General features: G+C 71.7%; 15 protein-coding genes. 6 read left to right on the top strand and 9 right to left on the bottom strand.

What is annotated here, in order from left to right:
• Nucleotides 1-143 precede the first annotated feature (143 nt).
• The 6 genes from PMI01_RS22985 (at nucleotide 144) to galA (ending at nucleotide 10,440) form a co-directional block, all read left to right on the top strand.
• Nucleotides 144-1,907, top strand: coding sequence for a chloride channel protein (locus tag PMI01_RS22985; RefSeq protein ID WP_035037964.1), 1,764 nt, complete (start codon nucleotides 144-146; stop codon nucleotides 1,905-1,907).
• Between the two features lie 2 nt (nucleotides 1,908-1,909).
• Nucleotides 1,910-2,611 (top strand): helix-turn-helix domain-containing protein, encoded by a 702-nt coding sequence (locus tag PMI01_RS26255; protein WP_007674950.1) that lies wholly within the window; start codon nucleotides 1,910-1,912, stop codon nucleotides 2,609-2,611.
• 46 nt (nucleotides 2,612-2,657) lie between these two features.
• Complete coding sequence (locus PMI01_RS22975; RefSeq protein ID WP_007674948.1) at nucleotides 2,658-3,335, top strand: class I SAM-dependent methyltransferase; 678 nt, start codon at nucleotides 2,658-2,660, stop codon at nucleotides 3,333-3,335.
• Nucleotides 3,336-3,576: 241 nt separating this feature from the next.
• Complete coding sequence (locus tag PMI01_RS22970) at nucleotides 3,577-4,944, top strand: glycoside hydrolase family 53 protein (protein ID WP_007674946.1); 1,368 nt, start codon at nucleotides 3,577-3,579, stop codon at nucleotides 4,942-4,944.
• A gap of 101 nt (nucleotides 4,945-5,045) precedes the next feature.
• Nucleotides 5,046-7,742 (top strand): TonB-dependent receptor, encoded by a 2,697-nt coding sequence (locus PMI01_RS22965; RefSeq protein ID WP_007674944.1) that lies wholly within the window; start codon nucleotides 5,046-5,048, stop codon nucleotides 7,740-7,742.
• 166 nt (nucleotides 7,743-7,908) lie between these two features.
• On the top strand, nucleotides 7,909-10,440 hold the full coding sequence (gene galA, locus PMI01_RS22960) for a beta-galactosidase GalA (RefSeq protein ID WP_007674942.1): 2,532 nt from the start codon (nucleotides 7,909-7,911) through the stop codon (nucleotides 10,438-10,440).
• A gap of 93 nt (nucleotides 10,441-10,533) precedes the next feature.
• On the opposite strand, the gene PMI01_RS22955 is transcribed toward galA, so the two are convergent.
• The 9 genes from PMI01_RS22955 to PMI01_RS22915 all read right to left on the bottom strand — a co-directional run.
• Nucleotides 10,534-11,553, bottom strand: a complete 1,020-nt coding sequence (locus PMI01_RS22955; RefSeq protein WP_007674940.1) for an aromatic ring-hydroxylating oxygenase subunit alpha — start codon at nucleotides 11,551-11,553, stop codon at nucleotides 10,534-10,536.
• Nucleotides 11,550-12,680, bottom strand: a complete 1,131-nt coding sequence (locus PMI01_RS26250) for a hypothetical protein (RefSeq protein ID WP_007674934.1) — start codon at nucleotides 12,678-12,680, stop codon at nucleotides 11,550-11,552. The genes PMI01_RS22955 and PMI01_RS26250 overlap by 4 nt, the downstream gene beginning before the upstream one ends.
• Nucleotides 12,677-13,837 (bottom strand): ATP-grasp domain-containing protein, encoded by a 1,161-nt coding sequence (locus PMI01_RS22945; protein ID WP_007674932.1) that lies wholly within the window; start codon nucleotides 13,835-13,837, stop codon nucleotides 12,677-12,679. The genes PMI01_RS26250 and PMI01_RS22945 overlap by 4 nt, the downstream gene beginning before the upstream one ends.
• Nucleotides 13,834-15,099 (bottom strand): hypothetical protein, encoded by a 1,266-nt coding sequence (locus PMI01_RS22940; protein WP_007674930.1) that lies wholly within the window; start codon nucleotides 15,097-15,099, stop codon nucleotides 13,834-13,836. Before PMI01_RS22940 ends, PMI01_RS22945 begins: the two co-directional genes overlap by 4 nt.
• Nucleotides 15,096-15,944 (bottom strand): MBL fold metallo-hydrolase, encoded by an 849-nt coding sequence (locus PMI01_RS22935; protein ID WP_007674928.1) that lies wholly within the window; start codon nucleotides 15,942-15,944, stop codon nucleotides 15,096-15,098. Before PMI01_RS22935 ends, PMI01_RS22940 begins: the two co-directional genes overlap by 4 nt.
• Nucleotides 15,941-16,939 carry an NAD-dependent epimerase/dehydratase family protein gene (locus PMI01_RS22930; protein ID WP_007674927.1) on the bottom strand — a complete coding sequence of 333 codons (999 nt, stop codon included), beginning with the start codon at nucleotides 16,937-16,939 and terminating at the stop codon, nucleotides 15,941-15,943. The genes PMI01_RS22935 and PMI01_RS22930 overlap by 4 nt, the downstream gene beginning before the upstream one ends.
• A complete protein-coding gene (locus tag PMI01_RS22925) occupies nucleotides 16,939-17,988 on the bottom strand; it encodes a 3-oxoacyl-[acyl-carrier-protein] synthase III C-terminal domain-containing protein (protein ID WP_007674924.1) in 1,050 nt (349 codons plus the stop codon). Before PMI01_RS22925 ends, PMI01_RS22930 begins: the two co-directional genes overlap by 1 nt.
• 94 nt (nucleotides 17,989-18,082) lie before the next feature.
• Nucleotides 18,083-21,460, bottom strand: a complete 3,378-nt coding sequence (locus PMI01_RS22920) for a glycosyl hydrolase (protein ID WP_007674915.1) — start codon at nucleotides 21,458-21,460, stop codon at nucleotides 18,083-18,085.
• Nucleotides 21,461-21,506: 46 nt separating this feature from the next.
• Nucleotides 21,507-22,739, bottom strand: a 1,233-nt coding sequence (locus PMI01_RS22915) for an MFS transporter (RefSeq protein WP_007674912.1), incomplete at its 5' end; no start/stop codon positions are given.

Genomic DNA, 22,739 nt, shown 5'->3' with positions numbered 1-22,739 from the left:
ACCCCTCACCCGACCTCGCTTCGCGAGGCCACCCTCTCCCACAAGGGGAGAGGGATCGCGCCGCGCCCCCGCCGTGCGTTGTGTCCCTCGGCAAGACCCGTAAGATGGCCGCGCCCGCTTCGGCGACCGGAACCCCCAGCGTCATGCCGCTTTCGTTACCGACCTCCACCTCCGTGCGCTGGCTGAGCTGGCTGCGGCGGCGGATCCGGTCGAGCGAGCTGTGGCTGATCGCGGTGGCCACCCTGATCGGCGCCGGGGCCGGCGCCCTGGCGGTGCTGCAGGCCAAGCTGGCCCACGGCCTGCAGGTGCTGCTGTTCGCCATCAATATCGACGAGCGGCTCAGCGCCCAGAGCGTGATCGCCCCGTGGCGGACCCTGGCCATCCCGGCCGGCGGCCTGGTGCTGGGCCTCGCCACCTGGGCCTGGCTGAAATACCGCCCGCGCCCGGCCGTCGACCCGGTGGAGGCCAACGCCCTGCACGGCGGGCGGCTGTCGGTGAAGGACAGCGCCTTCATCTGTGGACAGACGATGCTGTCGAACGGGGTCGGGGCCTCGGTGGGGCTGGAGGCCGCCTACGCCCAGGCCGGGTCGGCGATCGCCTCGTTCGTCGGCCAGAGGCTGAACCTGCGGCGGGCCGACATGCGCACCCTGGTCGGGGCCGGGGCGGGGGCCGCCATCGCCGCCGCGTTCGGCGCGCCGCTGACCGGGGCCTTCTACGCCTTCGAGATCGTCATCGGGGCCTATACCGTCGCCAACCTGGCCCCGGTGGCCGCCGCCGCCCTGGCCGCGGTGCTGGTGGCCGAGCGGATGGGCGGCCTGCCCTACCTGCTGAAGACCACCACCCCGGCGGTGCAGTCGTGGTTCGACTACGGCCTCTACGCCCTGCTCGGCGTGATCTGCGCCAGCGCCGGCATCGGCCTGATGCGGCTGGTGGCCTCGGCCGACGGCCTGGTGGCCCGGTCGCCGATCCCCAAGACCTTCCGCCCGGCGGCCGGCGGCCTGGTCCTGGCCGCCATGGCCCTGGTCACCCCCCAGATCCTGTCGGCCGGCCACGGGGCCCTGCACCTGAACCTGACGGCGGCCCTGCCCCTGCAGATGCTGGTCCTGCTGCTGGCCATGAAGGCCCTGGCCTCGGTGGTGTCGCTGAGCTTCGGCTTCCGGGGCGGGCTGTTCTTCGCCTCGCTGTTCTTGGGCACCCTGGTCGGCCAGATCTTCGCGGCCCTGACGGTCTATGTGCCCTGGCTGCCGTCGCTGGACCCGACGGTGGCGGCCCTGGTCGGCCTGGCCGCCCTGGGCGTGGCCGTGGTCGGCGGGCCGTTCACCATGTCGTTCCTGGTGCTGGAGGCGACCGGCGACTTCACCGTGGCCGCCGCCGCCCTGGTCGCCTCGCTGATCGCCAGCGCCCTGGTCCGCGAGACCTTCGGCTATTCGTTCTCGACCTGGCGGCTGCACCTGCGCGGCGAGACCATCCGCAGCGCCCATGACGTCAGCTGGATGCAGCCGCTGACCGCCGGGCGGATGATGCGCAAGGACGTCAAGACCGTCACCGCCGACACCAGCCTGGCCGAGTTCCGCCACCGCTACCCGCTGGGCTCGACCAAGCGGGTGGTGATGCTGGACGACATCGGTCGCTATGCCGGCATCGTCCGAACGGCCCTGGCCTACGCCCATCCCGAGGATGGCGAGCGGACGGTGGCCTTCCTGGCCGACTACGCCGACACCGCCCTGCTGCCCGACCAGTCGATCAAGGACGTCATGCGGGCCTTCGACCACACCCAGGCCGACGAACTGGCCGTCGTCGATCCCGACCGCAAGGTGATCGGCATCCTGTCGGAAGCCTACGCGACCCGCCGCTACGCCGAGGAACTGGACAAGGCGCGGCGCGAGCTGACGGGGGAGACCAGCTGACAATGCCGGCCGATCACGCCTGGGATGGCCAGCTGGAACTGGGCGACCGGTGGGCGACCTGGCGCGGCTCGGTCGGCGACAGCGTCGCGCACCGGCACCTGGCGGCCCAGATCGCGGTGGCCGACACCCCGATCGGCGTCCGCGACGCCGCCGGCCGGCGCCACGAGGCCAGGGTGGTGCTGATCGATCCCCTGGTTCAGCACCGCTTCGAAAGCCACCGTGGCGCGCGAATGATCTTCGTCGAGGCCATCGCCCCCGGCCTCGACGCGCGGCGAGCCCTCGCCGACCTGGGCCCCGTCCCCGACGACGCCGTCGTCCTCGCCTCGACCGATCCACGCCTGCGAACCTGGCGGTCGCCCGCGCCGATCCCGTCCAGCGACCTGCCCGAGGCGTTGCGGCGTTCGCTGGCGCGGGTGGAACAGCAGCTCGCCGAGGGCCCCGTGCCGCTGGTCCTGGCGGCCAAGGCGGCCGGGTTGTCGCCCGAGCGCTATCGTCACGTCTTCGTCGAGAGCCTGGGGCTGCCGTTCCGGCGCTACCTGCTGTGGCGACGGGTGCAGCGGGCCTTCGCGGCGATGACGGCCGGGGCCGGCGTCACCACCGCCGCCCACGCGGCCGGCTTCGCCGACGCCGCCCACTTCGCCCGGACGCTGAAGGCGATGTTCGGCGTCACCGCGACCCAGATCGTGCGGCCGGGCCCGACCTAGCCGCTACGTTCAAGCGCGCCCGCCGGACAGCCGCCATCCTGCCCGCATGACCGACACCCGCTCCTACGTTCCCGCCCTGGGCCGTCCCGAACTGACCGGCCTCTACGACACCGTCATCGCCCTGATGACCCGCGAGCGCGTCTGGCGCGCGGCGCTGCTGGCCCTGGTCGACCCCAGGCCGGGCGAGACGATCCTCGACGTCGGCTGCGGCACCGGGGCCTTCGCGGTGATGCTGAAACGGGCCTGCCCGACCGCGCGGGTCATCGGCGTCGATCCCGATCCCGACATCCTGCGACGGGCCGCCGCCAAGGCCGTGGCGGCCGGGGTCGAGATCGAGTGGCGCCAGGCCATGGGCGACCGCCTGGCCGCCGTCGCCGCGCCGGGCTCGCTGGACAAGGTGGTCTCCAGCCTGGTGCTGCACCAGTGCCCCATGCCCATGAAGTCCGCCATCCTGCGCGCCGCCCATGGCGCGCTCAAGCCCGGCGGCCAGCTGCTGATCGCCGACTACGGCCTGCAACGCACGGCGCTGATGCGGCTGCTGTTCCGCCAGGTCCAGATGGTGGACGGCTTCGAATACACCACCCCGAACGCCTGCGGCGTGCTGCTGCCCCTGATGGCCGAGGCCGGGTTCGCGCCGGTCGAGGAGCGGCGGGTGATCCCGACCCTGACCGGATCGTTTTCCCTCTACGCCGCGCGGCGTCCGTTGGCGCTGGGCCCCCAATAGGCCCTCCCCCCGTGGGGGAGGCGATCGCGTAGCGATCGGTGGGGGGCGTTTTAGGACGCCAGACCCTGCGTGCGGCCCGCTTCGAATCCCTCCCCCCTCCGTCGGCTTCGCCGACACCTCCCCCACAGGGGGAGGACCTGGATGTGCGGCTGACTCACACTTCCCTGCTTGATTTATAATATCAATGCGATGATTTTCGCGCCGTCCCGTCCGGGGCGCGTAAACGTCGGAAGGAAACGCCATGCGGGGCAACCGCTTCATCGTCGCCGGGATGGCCGCCAGCCTGCTGAGCCTCAACCTCACGCAAGCCGCCGAACCGCCGATCTATCTGGGCGTCGACATCTCCTACGCCAACGAAATGGACGACTGCGGCGCGGTCTACACCGCCGGCGGCCAGCGGGTCGACCAGTACCAGTTCTTCAAGGCGGAGGGCGCCAACGTGGCGCGGATCCGCATCTGGAACGATCCGGACTGGACGAACTATTCCAACCTGGCCGACGTCAAGCGGAGCATCCGCCGCGCCCGGGCCGCCGGGCTGCAGGTGCTGCTCGACTTCCACTATTCCGACGACTGGGCCGACGGCGACAAGCAGCTGGCCCCGAAGGCCTGGGCCAGGCTGTCGACGGCCGACCAGGCCAAGGCGCTGTACGCCTTCACCCGCGACACCCTGAAGGACCTCGACCGCGAAGGCCTGATGCCCGACCTGGTGCAGGTGGGCAACGAGACCAACGGCGAGATCGTCTCCAGCCTGGCCAAGGCCAAGGAGCCGATCCACTGGGACCGCAACGCCCTGCTGTTCAACGCCGGAATCAAAGCCGTGCGCGACGCGGGCGCCGACAGCCGGATCAAGCCGCGGGTGATGCTGCACATCGCCCAGCCCGAGAACGTCGAGCCCTGGTTCGCCGCCGCCGCCCAGGCCGGGGTCACCGACTTCGACATCATCGGCATCAGCTACTACAGCAAGTGGTCCAAGCGCTCGATGGGGGAGCTGGGCCAGACCATCAACCGCCTGCGCCATAGCTACGCGGCCGACGTTCTGGTGGTCGAGACGGCCTATCCGTTCACCACCGACAACGCCGACAGCTCGCCCAACCTGCTGGGCGCGGACTCGCTGATCGCCGGCTATCCGGCCACCCCGGCCGGCCAGAAGAAGTACCTGGTCGACCTGACCCAGCTGGTGCTGGCCAGCGGCGGCGCGGGGGTCTTCTACTGGGAGCCGGCCTGGGTCTCGACCAAAACGTGTGGCACCCGCTGGGGCAAGGGCTCCAACTGGGAGAACGCGGCGCTGTTCGACTTCAAGGGCCAGGCCCTGGAGGGCGCCGACTGGCTGAAGCAGGCCTATGTCAAACCGGTCGAGGTGACCTTCAAGGCCCAAGCGCCAAGAGGGGGGGCGACCACGGAAACCGCCTTCATCGGTGGCGACTTCCTGGGCGGCGTCGGGCCCCAGCCGATGACCCGCGAGGGCGACGGCTTCGTCTACCGCACCCGCCTGATGCCGGGCGCCTCGGTGACCGTGGCCACGGCGGCGACGCCGCAGGCGGTGGCCGACGCCCCCGCCATGACCGCGACGATCGGGCAACAGGCGACGGCGATCCCGCTGGCTAACTAGGCCGTAGCTTGCCTTGTACTATTGTTATGATAAATAGCGGTACCATAGAGCGACCGTGTCCCTCGAAACGCGGCGCTATCGCAACTGGGGAGGACTTCACGATGTCTCACTACACGCTGCTCGCCGCCGCCAGCGGCCTGGCCCTGATGGCCGCCGCCGGCGCCCACGCCCAGACGGCCGCGCCCGCCTCCGATACCGCCCAGGTCGAGGAAGTCGTCGTCACCGGCGTGCGCAAGAGCCTGCGCGACGCCCTGGCGGTCAAGCAGGGTTCGGACAAGGTGGTCGAGGCGATCTCGGCCAAGGACATCGGCGTGCTGCCCGACGTCACCATCGCCGAATCCATCGCCCGCCTGCCCGGCGTCAACGCCACCCGCGACCGCGGCAACGACAGCCAGGCCGTCGTGCGCGGCCTGGGCGCCCGCCTGGTGCTGGGCACCATCAACAACCGCGAAGTCGCCTCCAGCGAGCCGGACCGCAACGTCCGCTGGGAAATCTACCCATCGGAAGTCGTCTCGGGCGTGCAGGTCTACAAGTCGCAGTCGGCCGACCTGATCGCCGGCGGCGTCGCCGCCACCATCAACATCTCGACCATCGATCCGCTGGACTATCGCGGCCCCAGCGTCGTGCTGCGCGCCGGCCCGGTCTATTACGACGGCGGCAAGGACATCCCGAACTACGGCCAGACCGGCTACCGGGCCAGCGGCTCGTTCGTCCACAAGTTCAACGACGACCTGGCCGTGGTGCTGGGCCTGACCTCGCAGAAGCAGAAGAACGGCTACACCTCGTTCCAGGGCTGGGGTTACAACGACTCGGTCATGCGCCAGCCTCAGGGCGCCAGCGACTACAGCGGCGACCTGAACGGCGACGGCAAGGTCGACCCCACCCCGTGGGGCATGCAGCTGGAGATCAAGAAGATCGACCAGAAGCGCAACGGCGTTTCGACCGGCCTGCAATGGAAGCCGACCGACCACTTCGAGCTGAAGGCCGACGTCCTCTATTCCGACATCAAGATCACGGAAAACCAGGACCAGCAGATCTACGCCCAGAACATGGGCAACTGGAACAACGGCAACCGGGGCGACTACAACGCGACCGGCGCCGCCTACACCCTGGTGAACGGCGACGTGGTGGCCGCCACCCTGCCCTTCGCCGCCGTCACCTCGGTGATCGCGCGCTACACCGAGGACAAGACGCTGTGGGCCGGCGGCCTGAACGGCAAATGGACCAACGACGCCTGGACCGTGGCGGGCGATCTCTCCTATTCGAAGGCCGAGCGGCGGAACAACTGGCGGGCGGTGCGCACCGAGGTCTATCCGGCCTCGCTGACCTACGACACCCGCGCCGGCGTCAAGCCCAGCGTCACCACCTCGGAAGATCCCACCAAGCTGGCCCAGGTGGCCCCCAGCTATCGCGGCGGCCAGAACGACGGCCCCGAACACCTGAACGACGAACTGGTGGCCGGCGCCTTCGACGCCACCCGCGACTTCTCGGACGGGGCGTTCAAGAGCCTGCAGTTCGGCGCACGCTATTCCGACCGCGTCAAGGACCACGACCAGGCGTCGTGGGCGACCTGCCCCAACCCTGGCAACCTGCCCGTCACCAGCCCCATCGTGAAGGACCAGACCTGGGGCACCTGCTTCCAGTCGGTCACCCTGCCCGCCAGCCTGTTCAGTTCCTACAAGATCGGCAGCTTCAACGTGCCGAGCATCCTGACCGGCGACCTGGACGCCATCGCCAAGGCCGCCTACGGCGACCACGGCTTCGACGCCGCCAACGCCGTCGACAACCTGGCCCAGCGCTGGCGCGTCCACGAGAAGGTGGCCGAGGCCTACGGCAAGCTGAACTTCGCCGCCGACAGCGTCGGCGGCTCGTGGATGACCGGCAATGTCGGCGTCCGCGTGGTCAGCACCAAGACCGACAGCGAGGGCTATCGTCAGAACCCGGGCCTGGCGACCTTCTCGGCCGTCTCGGTCGGCAACGACTATACCGACGTGCTGCCCAGCGCGAACGTCAAGCTCGACTTCGACCAGGGCCGCGTGCTGCGCTTCGGCCTGGCCCAGGTCGTGGCCCGTCCGCCGCTCGACGAACTGCGCGCCAGCCGCACCCTGACCACCTGGGCGCCCTATACCGGCTCGGCGGGCAATCCCGACCTGAAGCCGTTCAAGGCCATCCAGTTCGACGCCTCGGCCGAGTGGTACTTCCGTCCTGAAAGCCTGGTGGCCGCGTCCTACTACTACAAGGACGTCGACACCTATATCGGCTGGAAACAGACGCCCGAGACCTACAACGGGATCACCTACGCGGTGTCGAGCCCGGTCAATGGCGGCGGCGGCTACATCCAGGGCCTGGAGCTGACCTTCCAGACGCCGTTCTTCTTCCTGCCGGGTCCGCTCAGCAAGTTCGGCGTCTATTCGAACTACGCCTATGTCGACTCCAACCTGAAGGAGTTCCAGCCGGTCACCAAGCCGCTCACCCTCACGGGTCTGGCCAAGGACACCGTCACGCTGGACCTGTGGTACGCCAATGGCCCGTTCGAAGGCCGCATCGGCTACAAATACCACAGCCCGATGACCGTGATTTACGGCTGGAGCGGCGCGGACCTGCAGACCCTGGAATCGGAAAGCACCTTCGACTTCAGCTCGTCCTATCAGATCACCGACAAGATCGGCGTGCGCTTCCAGGTCAACAACCTGACCAACGAGCGCCTGCGGATGTATCGCGACAACACCCCGGATCGTCTGGGCCGCTACGACCTGTACGGCCGCCGCTACCTGATGGACGTGACGGTGAAGTTCTAACCCTTTCCGTCGCCCTTCTCCTGCGAGGGGGCGGCGGCGGCGGGCCTGTGGCCAAAAGGTTCTGGGCCCGCCAAAGCTGGATTCATCATTTCTCCCCGATGATCCTGCGCCCTGGGGAGGAAGCTTCGCGCTTCCTCCCCTTTTTTGCTTTCCGCGTGAGGGACCCATGGTCGAATTCAGCCGCCGCCAAGCCCTGGCCGCCACCGCCGGAGCCGCCGCCCTGGCCGCCGCGTCCTCCGCGAGCGCCGCCGCCAAGCCCGCGGCCGCTGCGACGCCCACGCCGCCCGCCATCGACCTTGCCCCCCGCGAGCGGCTCTCCCTCGACTTCGGCTGGCGCTTCGCCCTGGGCCACGCCCAGGACCCGGCCCGCGATTTCGGCTTCGGCGCCAACCAGCGCACCTACGCCAAGGCCGGGGCGAGCGCCGCGAACTGGTGGGTGGCCGGCGCGGCCCAGCCCGCCTTCGACGACAGCGCCTGGGCCCCGGTGACCCTGCCCCACGACTGGGGCGTCACCCTGCCCTTCGTCGACAACCCGTCCTACGCGCCGTCCGGCAAGCCCGACGACGAGGACCTGCGCGCCGCCCACGGCTACAAGCCCCTGGGCCGCGAGTTCCCCGACACCAGCGTCGGCTGGTACCGCAAGACCTTCGCCCTGCCCGCCGCCGACGCCGGCAAGCGGCTGTCGATCGAGTTCGACGGCGCCTTCCGCGACGCCCTGGTCATCGTCAACGGCTACGTCCTCGGCCAGGAGGACAGCGGCTACAGCCCGTTCCGCGTCGACATCACCGACATCACCAATCTCGGCGGCGACAACAGCCTGGTGGTCCGCGTCGACGCCAGCCTCGGCGAGGGCTGGTTCTACGAGGGCGCCGGGCTCTATCGCCACGTCTGGCTGGTCAAGACCGCCCCGGTCCACGTGCCGCGATGGGGCGTCTTCGTCCGCGCCAGGCTCGACGGGACCCTGTCGATCGACACCGACCTGATCAACGAGTCCGACACCCCGGCCGCCTACGAGGTGGCGCAGACCGTGCTCGACGGCCAGGGCAAGCCGGTGCTGACCCCGATGGCCGTCCAGGGCCGCCTGCCGGCCTGGGAGCGCCAGTCGCTGTCACAGACCGCCCAGCTGGCCAGCCCCGTCCCGTGGTCGCTGGAGACCCCGCACCTCTACAGCCTGGTCACCGAAATCAAGGTCGGCGGCGCCGTGGTCGACCGCTTCGTCACCCCGTTCGGCGTGCGCTCCATCGCCTTCGACGCCGACAAGGGCTTCCTGCTCAACGGCCGAGCAGTGAAGCTGAAGGGGACCTGCAACCATCAGGACCATGCCGGGGTCGGCGCGGCCATCCCCGACGCCCTCCAGGTCTGGCGGCTGGAACAGCTGAAGAGCATGGGCTGCAACGCCTATCGCGCCGCCCACAACCCGCCGACCCCCGAACTGCTCGACGCCTGCGACCGCCTGGGCCTGCTGGTCATCGACGAAACGCGGCAGATGTCCAGCGACGAGACCTCGCTGGACGAACTGGAGCGCCTGGTCCGCCGCGACCGCAACCACCCCAGCGTCATCCTGTGGTCGATCGGCAACGAGGAGCCGCAGCAGGGCACGGCGCGCGGCGCCAAGGTGGCGCGCACGATGAAGCGGCTGGTCAACCGTCTCGACCCCACCCGCCTGGTCACCGCGGCCATGGACTCCGGTTTCGGCGAGGGCATCACCGAGGTCATCGACGTGATCGGCTTCAACTACCGTCACGAGAAGATGGACGACTTCCACGCCCGCTTCCCGCACATCCCGATCATCGGCACCGAAAGCGCCAGCACCGTGGCGACGCGCGGCGAATACGCCCGCGACGACGCCAAGAGCTACGTCCCGGCCTACGACACCGAACACCCCTGGTGGGCGACCACCGCCGAGAAGTGGTGGAGCCACGCCGCCGACCGGCCGTGGATGGGCGGCGGCTTCATCTGGACCGGCTTCGACTATCGCGGCGAGCCGACGCCGTTCAACCGCTGGCCCAGCATCAGCTCGCACTTCGGGGCGCTCGACACCTGCGGCTTCCCGAAGGACAACTATTTCTACTACCGCGCCTGGTGGCGGTCCGAGCCGCTGCTGCACCTGCTGCCGCACTGGAACTGGGAGGGCCGCGAGGGCCAACAGGTCGCGGTCTGGGCCCATAGCAACTGCGACCGGGTCGAGCTGTTCCTGAACGGCAAGAGCCAGGGGGTCCGCGACGTCGTCCGCAACCACCATGTCGAGTGGTCGGTGCCCTACGCGCCGGGCGTCATCGAGGCCCACGGCTACAAGGGCGGCAAGCTGATCCTGCGCGAGCGCCGCGAGACCGCCGGCCCGGCCGCCGCCTTGCGCCTGACCGCCGATCGTCCGCGCTTGGCCGCCGACGGCCAGGACGTGGCGATCCTCAAGGTCGAGGTGCTCGACGCCAAGGGCCGCCCGGTTCCGCGCGCCGACGCCCTGGTGTCGTTCGCGCTCGCCGGTCCCGGCCAGGTGATCGGGGTCGGCAACGGCAACCCGACCAGCCACGAGCCCGACGTGGCCAGCCAGCGCAAAGCGTTCAACGGCCTGTGCCAGGCGATCGTCCGCACACGGCGCGGCGAGGTGGGCGAGCTGCGGGTCACCGCTTCGGCGCCGGGGTTGAAGGCGGCGTCGGTGAGCTTGCGAGTCGAGGGCGGGCGGTTGGCGACGGTGTAGGCGCCGGCTCGCCCTCACCTCTCAAATACGTCCGTCATTCCGGGCCTTGCGCCCGGAATGACGGTGGAGAAGGGGCGAAGGGCGAGGCTCCCCCTACAGCCAGATCACATGCGGCCCGTCCACGCCCGGCTCCAGTCGCTCGCCCTGATACAGCCGCGTCAGCGGAACCGTCACCCGATCGGTCGGTCCGGACTTGAACCTCGGGCCGCCGAACGCGGTGATGGTGGCGTGCTGCCGGTCCAGCGCGACGCGGTCCTGTTCGGAGACCGGCCGCACGAAGGCCAGGATCGCCTGGCGCTTCAGCCAGGCCGGGGCGCGGCCCTTGGGCGTGGTCCAGCAGCCGAAGGCCCGGTAGCGCTCCTCCGTCTCCGGCACGAAGAAGGCGGTGGCGCACAGGGTCAGGCCCTTGGGCCCCTCCCACCGGCCCTGGAAGGTGATCGGCGGGATGTAGCGGCCGACGCTGCGCTGGCGCTCGCCCTCCAGCAGCCGCGACATCCAGCCCCGGTCGGGGTCGTCCTGGTCGTAGGCCACCTCGAAGCCGTCCTCGCGGAAGGTCAGGGTCTGGCGCACGGGCTGGCGGGCGCGGCTGACGCGGATCAGCCCGTCGTGGATGAAGTTGGTGTGGAACGGATCGAGGATGTTCTCCAGGGCGTCCAGAGCCCGGCCGCGCCACGGGTCGCGCGTCCACCAGAAATGGTCGTGGTCCGGGTCGCCGACCAGCGGCGGCAGCTCCAGCGTGGGCGGCGGGCCGTCGCCGGCCTCCAGCTTGACGAAGATCGCCCCGTGCCGCTCGGCCACGGCCAGGGTCCGCGCGCCCAGCCTGTCCAGCGCCGCCCCCTCGCCCGCCCCCGGGGCTTCGACGCAGGCCCCCGCCCCGTCGAACCGCCAGCCGTGATAGGGGCACATCAGCGTCCCGTCCCTGAGCTTGCCGTCCGACAACGGATAGTTGCGGTGCGGGCAGCGGTCCTCCAGCGCGGCGACCGCGCCGCCCGCGCCCCGGAACAGCACGATCGGCACGCCGCCGACCTGGCGGGCCAGGGGCTTGGCCTTCAGCTGCCGCGACAGGGCGACCGGGGCCCAGGTGGACGAAAGGCCGGCGGGAAACGGCGTCATCGCAGGGCGATCCTCTCCAGGCTGGGCGTCATCGCCGCCAGGGCGCGGGCCAGAAGGCCGTAGCCGACCCGCCGCCACCACGGCAGATGGTCGTCGAACACCGCCATGAACTCCAGCGCCGGCTGCGCGCCCCGATGGCGCTTGAAGGCCCCGGCGCCGGCCGAATAGTTCACCGCCAGACCCAGCTCGAGGGCTCGCAGCACCGACAGGCTCATGGCCACGCGGTAGAGGCCCCGGCCCTGGGGCTGGTCCTGGTCGTACCCCAGCATCGGGCTCGACAGCTGGGCCTCGTGGACGTGGTCGGCGGCGAAGGCCTCGATCTCGCCGGACGGGCCCCGGACCACCTGTAGGCCCAGCACGCCGCTGTCGATCGCCGCGCGCAGCAGGGCTTGGCGGTAGGCCGGATTGGCGTTGGAATACTTGTCCAGATAGACGCCGGCATAGAGCGCCAGCACCCGCTCCAGGTCGTCCGGCGAGGGGTTGGGCGCGTCCTCGACGCTCAGGCCGTGGGCGGCGGCCAGCTTGAGGTCGGCCTTGACGTCGGTGCGCGGCGCCCACTGGCGGGCGGGGTCGGACAGCCGCCAGACGACGCGGCTGACGATCCGCCGGCCGCCCTGGGCGTCCATCGCCGCCAGCAGCTCCGGGTGGTCAGCCGCGTTCAGCGAACGCCAGACGATGGCCCGGTCCGGAAAGGCCTCGCGCAACGCCGCCAGGGCCGGGACCAGGTCGTCGCCGGTCCAGGCCCCGTAGAGGCTGGTCGAGAACAGCAGGTGGTTCGCATAGACCGCCCGGTCGGCGCGGGTCAGCCGCAACAGGCCCTCGGCCACCAGCGAGGCGGCCCGGAACAGCCAGGCTTGCGGACCCCTCAGGTCGCGACCGATCTCGTCGCGCACCGCTGGGCCGTAGGTCACGGCCAGCGAGGTCAGCCAGCAGCCCTGGCGCCCCACCGGCGCGACGATCGCGAAGGCCCGGTCGGTCAACTGCAGGGCCGACAGCCCGACCCGGGCGTTGGCCAGCGCCCCGTCCGGTCCGGCCGCCGCCAGGGCGCGGACATAGGCGCCGACCTCGGGGGAGCGCCCCCAGTCGAGGCGGGGGTCGTCGACCGCCAGGACGGCGACGGCGCTCACGGCCGGTCTCCGTTCCACTCGATGTCGGCGGTCATCGCCGCCGCCAGGCTCCGGCCGGCCAGCAGCGCCTTGGCCGAGAACCTCAGGCTGTCGACCAGGGCGCCCAGCAGAGGCCACCGGTCACCCGGCGCGCCGATCACGTCCCGCCCTTCGCCCAAGCCGCGCCGCCAATCGCCCAACCGCCCCTGGCGTAAGGCGGCGGGCAGCCCGAACAGCCAGTAGGCGGGGGCCAGGTAGCGCGGGGTGGCCGGCGCCGCCTGGACGGACGGCCCGTCGCCGACCAGGGCGTGGGCCAGGGCCGGGTCGCGGTCGAACAGATGCACGCCGCTGGTGGCGCGCGGATTGCACTCCAGCAGCCAGGCCCTGCCGTCGGCGTCGATGATGGCGTCGCAGGCGAACTGACCCTGGCCGACCACGCCGGCCAGGGTGGTGGCGATGGCCAGCAGGTCGGCGGTCACCCGCCCCGCCGGCGCTTCGAACGCGTAGCTGGCCCCGCCGCGCTCGCGCCAGGTCGAGCCATAGGCGCTGAACGCCGTCAGCCGGCCCTCGCGACAGGCCGCGTAGAACGACACCTCGGTCCCGGCGACATGGCGCTGGGCGACCCAGCGCTCGCTCGGCGTCGGGCGCAGCCCGGCCAGGCGGGCGGGGTCGGGACGGATCAGGGTCCGCACGCCGAACCGCGAATACTCCGGCTTGAACACCAGGTCGCCGGCCGGCGGCAGGGCGGCCAGGTCTTCCGGGCCTTCGAGCGTCCAGGTCTCGGGCGCGGGCAGGCCGTGGGCGACGCAGATCTCCCCGAACAACGCCTTGGAATGCAGCGCGCGCAGGGTCTCGAAGTCCGGAGCCAGCAGCCGCGCCTTCAGGTCGGGCCACCGCCGGGCCAGGGCGGCGAGGTGGAACACCTCCTCGCAGGCCGGCACGATCAGCCGCGGGGCCAGCCGCGCGACCAGGCCGCGCAGGTCGCGTTCGAAGGCCTCGGGACGGGCCACCGGCGCGGCATAGGCGTGAACGCCGGCCGGGGCCTTCGACCACCGCGCCATCGCGCACGGCGCGCTGTCGGCCAGGTGCGTGGCGTAGCCGGCGGCGGCGAAGGCCCGCGCCAGGTCCAGGGCGGCCGGGGCGCGGGCCCCGGTGATCAGGACGACGGGCGCGGTCATGGCGTCCACCGCACGCGCCGCCGCTTGGGGCCCGGTTCACGCCCCGGTCCCGCCGACGCCGTCACCGAGACCGGGACGCCCCGCGCGCGCAGCAACGCCTCGACCGCCGCCCGCGCCGGCTCCGGATCGGCGGGCGCGGCGACCTCGATCCAGGCGGCGCCCGGCCCGCCTCGCGCCGTCCAGATGGCGCGAGGTCCCAGGGCGTTCTCGATCCGCGAGTCGATCTCGCGCGGCGGGATCGCGACCTCGCCGAACCGCCAGACGTCGCCCAGCCGGCCCTCGACGGAATGGATCGCCAGGCGCAGCGAGCCGCAGGGGCAAGGCTCGTCGAGCGGCCTGATCAGGTCATCCAGCCGTACACGGACCATCGGCTGGCCGCGCCGCCGCAGGTCGGTGACGATCGGCGTGAAGCGGTCCGTGCCTGCCACCGGCTCCAGCTCGACGATCAGCCCGTCCTCGTTGAGGTGCAGCGTTCCGTGCCGGCAGGGCGCGCCCAGGAAACCCTCGGTGGCCTGGTACAGCGGCCGGGGCGCCCCGCCGAACACCTCGCCCAGCCAGGCCTGCTCCAACGCCCCGATCGGCTCGGCGCCGTAGAACAGGCCGTCCAGCCGGGGTCGCCAGCCGCCGGCCTCGATCCACGCCGCCAGGGCCGCCAGCACGTGCGGGGGAGCCACCAGGTGGGTCGGGGCGAAGGCTTCCAGCGCCGCCAGCTGCCGGTCCGGCCCGGCGTCCAGCCCGATGAAGGCGAACGCCGCCCCGGCCCCCTGGATGTCCTGGTAGAGGCGGTTGTTGGCCCGCAGGATCAGGGCGGCGCGCAGGGGGCGCAGCAACCGGCCCGGCTCGATCAGCTTGCCCAGCAGGGTCCCCAGATAGTCGTCGCGCTCGGCCGGGGTGGTGATGAACAGGCCCCGCGCGCCGTCGCCACCGCCCGTCGAGAACCCCGCCTGGACGCCGCCCGGCAGGCCGCCGTCCCGGCCCGCCTCGGCCGCTTCCGCCGCCGCCCGGGCCGCGTCCGCCGTCAGGTCCAGGCTGTTCCATGCGGCCACGTCGGCCCGGACCTGCGCGGGCGTGACGACGGCAAAGGCGGCCAGCGGCCGTCCGGCCAAGGCGCGCAAGGCCGGCGTCGCCGCCAGGGCCGGGGCCAGCCGTCGCCACAGCCGTTGCTGATGGGCCTCCAGGGCGGCGCGGCGGGTCAGGGTCGCCGCCGCGATCCGCGTGCGCAGATAGGCGCCCAGGATGCGCGAGCGGCGCGGACCGTTCACGCCGTCTCGGCGGTCTGGGCCGCCTCCCGGCAGTGCGACGGTACGATCCGGACCTCGGGCGCGCGGCCGACCATCGCGTGCAGGTCGGCCAGGGTGGCGCGATAGACCTCGGTGCGCCCCAGCAGGGCCGTGGTCAGGGCCGGCGGCGGCCGGTTCTCGCGCACCGCCCGGGTCGACCAGGCCGCGTCGCCGATGAAGAAGTTCAGGCCGTCGTCCTCGCCGCGCAGCGCCAGGCCCCAGTGGCCCGGACAATGGCCCGGCAGCTCGACCGCCAGCAGGCTGCCGTCGCCCAGGATGTCGGCGCCCGTCTCGAACGGAGCCAGGGCGCCGGGCAAGGGGCGGCGGGGCATGTCCTCGAAGAAGCCGGCGCGGGCCTCGGCCTCGCCCGGGACCAGGGCCGGCAGCAGGCCGCGCCGCACGCCCTCGAACCGGCCGACTCCGCGCAGCTGGTCCAGCCCGGCCTTGGCGCAGTAGATCTTCGCCCTAGGGAAGGCCGGCAGGCCGGCGATGTGGTCGCCGTGGAAGTGGGAGATGATCACCCCCTGGATGTCGGACGGTGCCAGGCCGAAGCGGCCGATCTGCTGGCTGGCCGCCTCGCCCTCGGCCAGGGTCACCGGCGTCGCCAGCCGATAGAGCTTCTCCGGCCAGCGGACGGTGGCCTGGAAGAAGGCCGGGTCGTAGCCGGTGTCGAACAGCAGCGCCCCTTCGGTGGGGTGCAGGATCAGGGCGGTCAGGGCGGGGAAGTCGACCGGGCACAAGCTGGCGCCGCGCATCGCCATGCCCTCGGGATGGCGGCAATAGCCGGCCTGCAACAGGTGGACCTGGCAGCGCACCGTGGCCGTCATCGCGTCTCTCCGTGCGCCTGCCGGGCCATGGCCAGCACGGTGGCGTTGGCGTCGTGCAACGGTTCGTAGCCCAGGCCGTCGCGGGCCCCCGCCAGGTCGAAGGTCTGGGAGAAGGCCAGGGTCGCCACGCCGTAGGGGGTGATCAACGGCTCGCACCGGGCGGGCGACAGCGCCGCCGCGCCCTCCAGCGCCGCCGCCCCGGCCAGCATCAGCGGCCACGGCAGGGGGACGAAGGTCAGCTCACGGTCCAGCGCCCGGGCCAGGCCCACGGCCGTGTCGCGCACGCTGACCGGACGGCCGCCGGAGATGTTGAAGGCCCGTCCGCCGACCGCCGTCCGTCGCTGGTCGGCCAGGACCAGCGCCCGCGCCGCGTCGCGCACGTCGGTGAACTCGACCAGCGCCCGGCCGCCGCGCGGCAGCGGAACGCGGCCGCGCGCCACCAGGGCCAGCAGCCGGGGCAACACCACCTGGTCGTCGGGCCCGACCAAAGCGCGGGGGCGGACGGCGACGGTGAAGAAGTCCGGAGCGTCGGCGGCCAGCACCAGCCGTTCGGCCGCCAGCTTGGTGCGGGCATAGGCGTTCAGCGGCCGCGCGGCGGGCGGGTCGGCCTCGGTCAGGCCGATCCGGTCGCCGAACTGGGCGTAGATCGACGGCGAGGAGACGAACACCAGCCCCTCGCAACCGGCGGCCCGCGCCGCGCCCAGCAGGGTCCGCGTCGCTTCGACATTGATCCGTTCGAAGTCTTCCGCGCGTCCCCACGGGCTGGACAGGGCCGCCGCGTGGAAGACCACGTCGACGCCCCGGCATAGCCGCGCCGCCGCGCCGGGGTCGCCGGCCAGGTCGGCCAGAACCACCTCGGCGCCCAGCGTCGCCAGCCGCGCGGCGACACCCGGGTCGCGGCCGGTGGCCCGCACGGCGTAGCCCTCGGCGACCAGGGCGGCGGTCAGGGCCAGGCCCAGGCCGCCGGTCGCGCCGGTGACGAGCGCCTGGCGCATCAGACCCTCAGCACCATGGCGCTGACGCTGATCCCGGCCGCCGTGCCCAGCAGCAGCACCGTGGTCCCGGGCTTCAGCCGTCCAGCCTCCCAGGCGTGGCAAAGCGCCGTGGGCAGGGAGGCGGCGATCTGGTTGCCGTGGCCGTCGAAGATGTCGACGACCCGGGCGGAGTCGCCGCCCATCAGCCGCCGCACATGCTCCAGGCCCGGATGGCTGGCCTGGTGGGGGACGATCAGGTCGACGCCCTGGCGGTCCAGTCCCGCCTCGCCCAGCACCTGGTCGATCATCGCCGGCAGCCGGCGGGCCGCGGCCTTGAAGATGCCGAACGCGTCCATGTGAAACTTCGAGGCCTGGACGAACGGCTCCAGTCCGTCCTCCAGCCGCACCCGCGTGCCGCCGGCCCGCAGCGCGGCCAGGTCGCGGCCCTCGCCATAGGTCTGGAAATCACGGGCCAGCAAGGCCGGTCCCAGCGGATCCTCCCCCACCTCCAGGCAGACGGCGGCGGCCCCGTCGCCGAAGATCGCGTAGGCGGCCGGGTCGGCGGGGTCGAGCCCGGCCGAGGCGATGTCGCTGGACACCACCACCGCCCGGCGCCAACGCCCGGTCTCGAAGCCCATGGCCACGATGTCCAGCGCCATCAGGAACGACAGGCAGGTCTGGTTGACGTCGAAGGCCAGGATGCCCGAGCGGCCCAAGCCCAGTTCGTGCTGGATCAGCACCGAGGCGCCGGGGATCGGCTGCTCCATGACTCCGCAGGCCCCGACCAGCACGTCGAAGTCGCCCTCGTCCCAGCCGGCCGCCGCCAGCGCCCGCCGCGCAGCGGTCGCGCCCATCACCGAGGTGGTCTCGTCGGCCGCCGCGACGCCCCGCGCGCCGATGCCGAACGCCTGTCGCGTCCAGCCCTTGGGCTGTCCGAACAGGTCGTCCAGGGTCTCGGAGGTCCGGGTCTCGCGCGGCCGGTAGACGCCCAGCCCGGCCAGCCTCAGCGGCGAAACCCGACGCAGGCCGCGCGAACCTCGAGGCCTGGCCTGCGGCTCGGCGATCTCCATGCGCGGCCTCCCCTGTCACCGAACGCCTCGGCTGCCGCACAACGCATAGTCGTGCGGCGGCGGGGCCGCAACGGGGCAGGTCGATCGCGCGGCGTCAGGTCTCGACCAGCACCGACACCGGTCCGATCAGGCCCGCGGGCCGCAGCGGGGCCTGGGGGACATAGGTCGGAACGGTGGTGAAGGTGAGCTTGGCCGCGCCCGGCTGGGCGTCGCCGATCAGGCGGTTGACCCACAGGTTGGTCACCCGAACCTCCAGGTCGTTGCGGCCCGGTTTGACGGCCCCGGCGATGTCGAGCCGGTGCGGGGCCAGCCAGCTGGTTCCTACCGGCTTGCCGTTCAGGAACACCTCGGCGATGTCGCCGACCGCCCCGAGGTCGAGGCGCAGGCCGGGCGTCAGCTTGCTCGGCAGGGTGATGGTCTTGCGGTAGGTCGCCGTGCCGGAGAAGTAGCGGACGCCGGGGTCGGCGCTGTCGCTGAGCGAGGCCAGGCGCCCGAGGGTCGCCGTCGCGGGCGCGCCGCGGCCGGGCTCGAACGACACCGTCCACTCGCCGTCGATCGTCGCCACGGGCTTCAGCGCGCGCGGCGGACGGGTCTCGGCGGTCTTGGCGGTCGGCTCGCGGAACACCACGAACAGCGCGTCGTTGGCGATCAGGTCCAGCGGAACGACCGTGCCGCCGTCCTCCATGCGGTAGGACACCGGTTCGCTGGCCCCGGTCGTCGCCCGCCAGATTTCCGGACGCAGGCCTGTGACCCGGAAGCGCGCCTCCACCCGTTCGGCCTTCGATTTACGGTTGCTGACGAAATAGGCGTGGCCGTCGCCGATCTTGCGGTGGACGAACATCAGCTCGGCGTCCGAGCCCGGCGTGGCGGTCTCGAAGTCGCGCGCCAGGCCGATGTCGCGCAGGGCGGCGTTGAGGTCGCGGGTCGCCAGCACCCGGCCCTTGCTCACGCGGCCGTCGGTGGCCGACCCCAGCCGCTGGGCCAGCCCCGCGAAGGCGTCCTGGTCGTCCGACAGGCTCGGCGACCCGGTCGGCCGCTCGCCGACCACGACGGCCCCCTGTTCGACCAGCGCGGCGATCCTGGCCAGCACCGGCAGGGTCATCCGCTGGCTGCTGCCGCCCAGATAGAGCACGCGGTAGCGCATGCCCGACGGGGTCGACAACTGGCCGTCCTCGACCTTGAGGTGGTTGAGCACGATGTCGGCGTTGACGAAGTCGAAGCCGTGGCCCTCGGGCGCGTGGTCGATCGGGCGGTCGATGAACACCCCGGTGAGCGGGGCCTCCTCGCCGTAGAAATAGGCGACGTCGGCGAAGAACCGGCCCTGCTGCAGCATGAAGGCGCTGCGCGACAGGTAGTCCACCCAGGGCTTGGCCTGCTCGGCCCAGGTGTCGTGGCGGTTGAAGTACTGGCCGAAGACCGCCAGCGACAGGCCGGGCTTCTTCTCGATCGGCTGGTGGACCGAGGTGTGGATGACCGGCCGGTTGACGCCCAGGGCGAACTCCAGGTCGATGATCGGCTTGAGGTCGGCCGGCGCGAAGGCCCAGGGCGAGAAGGCCGCGGTCAGGGATTCGGCGGCGACCAGGTTCTGGCCGTAGACGTGGGCCACCGAGGCCGCGCCGCGCAGGTCGGCCACGTAGGGCGGCCGGGGGCCGTCCTCCCGGTAGGTCCACATGGCTCCCATCGGGATGTCGGCATGACGGCGCATGGCCATGTCGTCGCCCAGCGACGGGCGCCCGAACTCCAGGGCCTCGGCATAGTGGGTCAGCTTGCGGGCGTGGGCGCTCTCGGCGATCTGGCCGTAGTGGCACTCGGCCAGCAGGTCGCCGATCGTGCGGCGGAAATCGAACAGGAAGGCGTCGCTGCGCACGGCGTCGCCGACGATCACCCCGGTCAGGACCGGCAGCCACGGGATCGGGTCATAGCCCCGCAGCCGCCGGAACTGGCCGACCATGTCGGGCGTCCAGTTCATCGGGCCGACCTCGATGCTGTCGTTCAGCAGCGCGCGGACCCCGCGATCACCCATCAGTTCGGGGCCGGCCGCCTCGGCGTAGCTGTCGAGATAGGTCTCGATATAGGCCTTCACGGCGGCGCGATCGAGCTTGTCGACCTCCAGCCCCGTGGCCTCGGCCGTGGCCGGGTGGTTCTCCTTGCCGGTCAGGGAATAGCCGAACCGCAGCACCGTCCAGCGGCCGGGCGGCGGGGTCCAGTCCAGCCGGCCGTCGGGCGACACCTTCGCCGTCAGGTCCACGACCGCCCCCGGGGCCACGGCGCGGGTCACGACGCCGCCTGGCGTGTTGAGGGCGTAGTAGTCGGACACCAGGCCAAAGCCGGCCTTGTGTTCGAACCGGTGGACCCGGGCGTCCTCGTGCAGCACCACCCGCGACACCTTGATCCGCGTGCGGTCCGAGGGCTTGCCGAACGGAATGATCACCGCACCCGGCACGCTGCCCAGGCGGCTCAGGCCGGGGCCGGCGAGGAAGTCGTCGAAGCGGACGCGGAAGGCCCGGGCGGTGACCGGCGGGAAGCTGATGGTCTGCTGCGGCACGGTCCCCCGGGGAAAGTCCGCGCCGCCTTGGGGGAAGGCCGCGACGGTGCGGAAAGTCTGACCGTCGCCGCTGGCCTCCAGCCGCGCGGTCCAGGCGCCGTCGCCGACGATCTCCAGGCCCAGGGTGGCCGAGCCGATGGTCCGCGGCGCGGCGTAGTCGGCCCGCACCCAGGCGGCCGCGTCGCCCTTGGGGGCCGGAATCTCGACGAAGGTGGCCTGGCGGCCGTCGCCCAGGGCGGCGAGGTCGGTGGCGCCGCCGCTGGTGGTGAAGGTCGGCGGCGGGGCGTCGGCCTTGTCCGGCAGCGGATAGGCCACCACCAGGGTGTCGGCGTAGAACTGCGACGGCGGACGGCCGGTGTCGGCGGCGATCGGATCCTTGGTGGCGGGCAGGTCCTGGAACGGCCCGGTCACCGAGGGCGCCGGGGCGAGCACGGCGTTGTAGCGGCGGCCGCCGGGGATCGTCGTCTCGCTCCAGACGAACTTCTTGATGCCCTGCTCGGGCTTGACCCAGGGTCCGCCGGTCTCGCTCCAGCCCGGCGACGAGGCGATGGCCAGCTCCAGGCCCAGTTCGTCCGACAGGCCGGCGGCGTAGCGGAACGCCTTGCGCCAGTCCGGGGTCATGTAGCTGAGGCGCTTGTCGACCACCTGCGGGGTCATCAACTGGGCGTCGAAATTCTGCAAGCCTCCGATGCCGACCCGGTGCATCCATTCCAGGTCGAGCTTGATGCCGGCCTCGGTGACGTTGCCGTTCATCCAGTGCCACCAGACGCGGGGACGGGCGGCGTTGGGCGGCGACAGGAAGCCTTCGGCGATGGGATCGGCGGCCATCTTCGGCGTTGCTCCGACCGGGCGGGTCCAGGCCAGCGAGGCCGCCGCGGCGGTGAGCATGAGCGCGCCGCGACGCGTGGGGGTCGATGAGAAGCTCACAGGTCGTTCTCCAACTTGAAGGCTGGCTTAAACTCGCGGAAGGGGCCTAGGCGGTCCGGCGCGTGGCCGATCCCTTCCAGCCGTACAGCGCCACCGCCGCGAAGCAGGCCGCGGGCAGCAGGAAGGCCACGGGGGTGCCGTAGGCCTGGGCGACCAGGCCCATGGGATAGGGCAGCAGCAGGCCGCCGCTGATCGCCATCACCATCATCGAGGCCCCGCCCTTGGTGGCGGGTCCCAGGTCGGCGACGCCCAGGGTGAAGATCGTGGCGAACATCGTCGACATGAAGAAGAACACCGCGATCAGCGCCACCGCCGAGACCTTGGCGATCCCCAGGGCCACGACCAGGCAGAGCGCCAGATTGATCAGCCCGTAGACGGTCAGGATGGTCCGCGGCTTGAAGCGCAGCAGCAGGGCGGTGGTGAAGAACCGGCCGATCAGATAGCCGGCCGCCGCGATCGACAGCATGAAGGCGCCGTCCCGCGAGGTCAGGCCCGGCCAGGTCTCGGTGACCAGGTTGATGAAGAAGGCGCCGATGCCGACCTGGGCGCCGATATAGAGCGCCTGGGTGGCGACGCCCAAGGTGAAGTGCCGGTTCGACCACAGGCCGTGCGTCTCGGCGCCGTTCCCGGTTTCGGTCTCGGCGTGGTCGGCGATCTCGGGCAGTTTCGCGGCGGCGACGACGGCGGCGAAGATCACCACCGCGACGGCGATCACCAGATAGGTGACCTGCACCGCGCCCTGGCCGTCCGTGACCGGCTTGTCGGCGGCCGGTTCGGCGAAGAACACCAGGCCGCCGATCAGCGGACCGAAGAACACGCCCAGAGCGTTGAACGACTGGGCCAGGTTCAGGCGCTGGGAGGCGTGCTCGGGCGGTCCCAGCACGTTGACATAGGTGTCGGCCGCCGTTTCCAGCACGCACAGGCCGCTGGCCAGCACGAACATCGAGCCGACGAAGAAGGTGAAGCTGTTGTTCTGGGCCGAGGGGATGAACAGCAGGGCGCCGAACGCGGTGATCAGCAGACCGCTGACGATGCTGAACTTGTAGCCCCGGGCGTTGAGCAGCAGGCCGGCCGGGACGCTGACCAGCAGATAGGCCCCGAAATAGGCCATCTGCAGCCAGGTCGACTGGGCCTTGCCGACGTGGAGGGTGTCCTGGAAGTGCTTGTTGAGGACGTCCAGCAGGCCATAGGCCAGGCCCCAGACCACGAAACAGGCGATCGCCAGGGCCAGGGGCCCGCGAAGACTGGCGGCCGGCCTGGCCAAGCACCTGGCCGCCCT

The organism is Caulobacter sp. AP07, from assembly GCF_000281955.1.
Classification (GTDB): domain Bacteria; phylum Pseudomonadota; class Alphaproteobacteria; order Caulobacterales; family Caulobacteraceae; genus Caulobacter.
This window is presented reverse-complemented; position numbering and strand designations above follow the sequence as displayed.

What these genes read in the sequence shown, in the direction of transcription:
- PMI01_RS22985 (WP_035037964.1), top strand. Translation starts at nt 144, where the DNA reads ATGCCGCTTTCGTTACCGACCTCCACCTCCGTGCGCTGGCTGAGCTGG.
- PMI01_RS26255 (WP_007674950.1), top strand. Translation starts at nt 1,910, where the DNA reads ATGCCGGCCGATCACGCCTGGGATGGCCAGCTGGAACTGGGCGACCGG.
- PMI01_RS22975 (WP_007674948.1), top strand. Translation starts at nt 2,658, where the DNA reads ATGACCGACACCCGCTCCTACGTTCCCGCCCTGGGCCGTCCCGAACTG.
- PMI01_RS22970 (WP_007674946.1), top strand. Translation starts at nt 3,577, where the DNA reads ATGCGGGGCAACCGCTTCATCGTCGCCGGGATGGCCGCCAGCCTGCTG.
- PMI01_RS22965 (WP_007674944.1), top strand. Translation starts at nt 5,046, where the DNA reads ATGTCTCACTACACGCTGCTCGCCGCCGCCAGCGGCCTGGCCCTGATG.
- galA (WP_007674942.1), top strand. Translation starts at nt 7,909, where the DNA reads ATGGTCGAATTCAGCCGCCGCCAAGCCCTGGCCGCCACCGCCGGAGCC.
- PMI01_RS22955 (WP_007674940.1), bottom strand. Translation starts at nt 11,553, where the DNA reads ATGACGCCGTTTCCCGCCGGCCTTTCGTCCACCTGGGCCCCGGTCGCC.
- PMI01_RS22945 (WP_007674932.1), bottom strand. Translation starts at nt 13,837, where the DNA reads ATGACCGCGCCCGTCGTCCTGATCACCGGGGCCCGCGCCCCGGCCGCC.
- PMI01_RS22935 (WP_007674928.1), bottom strand. Translation starts at nt 15,944, where the DNA reads ATGACGGCCACGGTGCGCTGCCAGGTCCACCTGTTGCAGGCCGGCTAT.
- PMI01_RS22930 (WP_007674927.1), bottom strand. Translation starts at nt 16,939, where the DNA reads ATGCGCCAGGCGCTCGTCACCGGCGCGACCGGCGGCCTGGGCCTGGCC.
- PMI01_RS22925 (WP_007674924.1), bottom strand. Translation starts at nt 17,988, where the DNA reads ATGGAGATCGCCGAGCCGCAGGCCAGGCCTCGAGGTTCGCGCGGCCTG.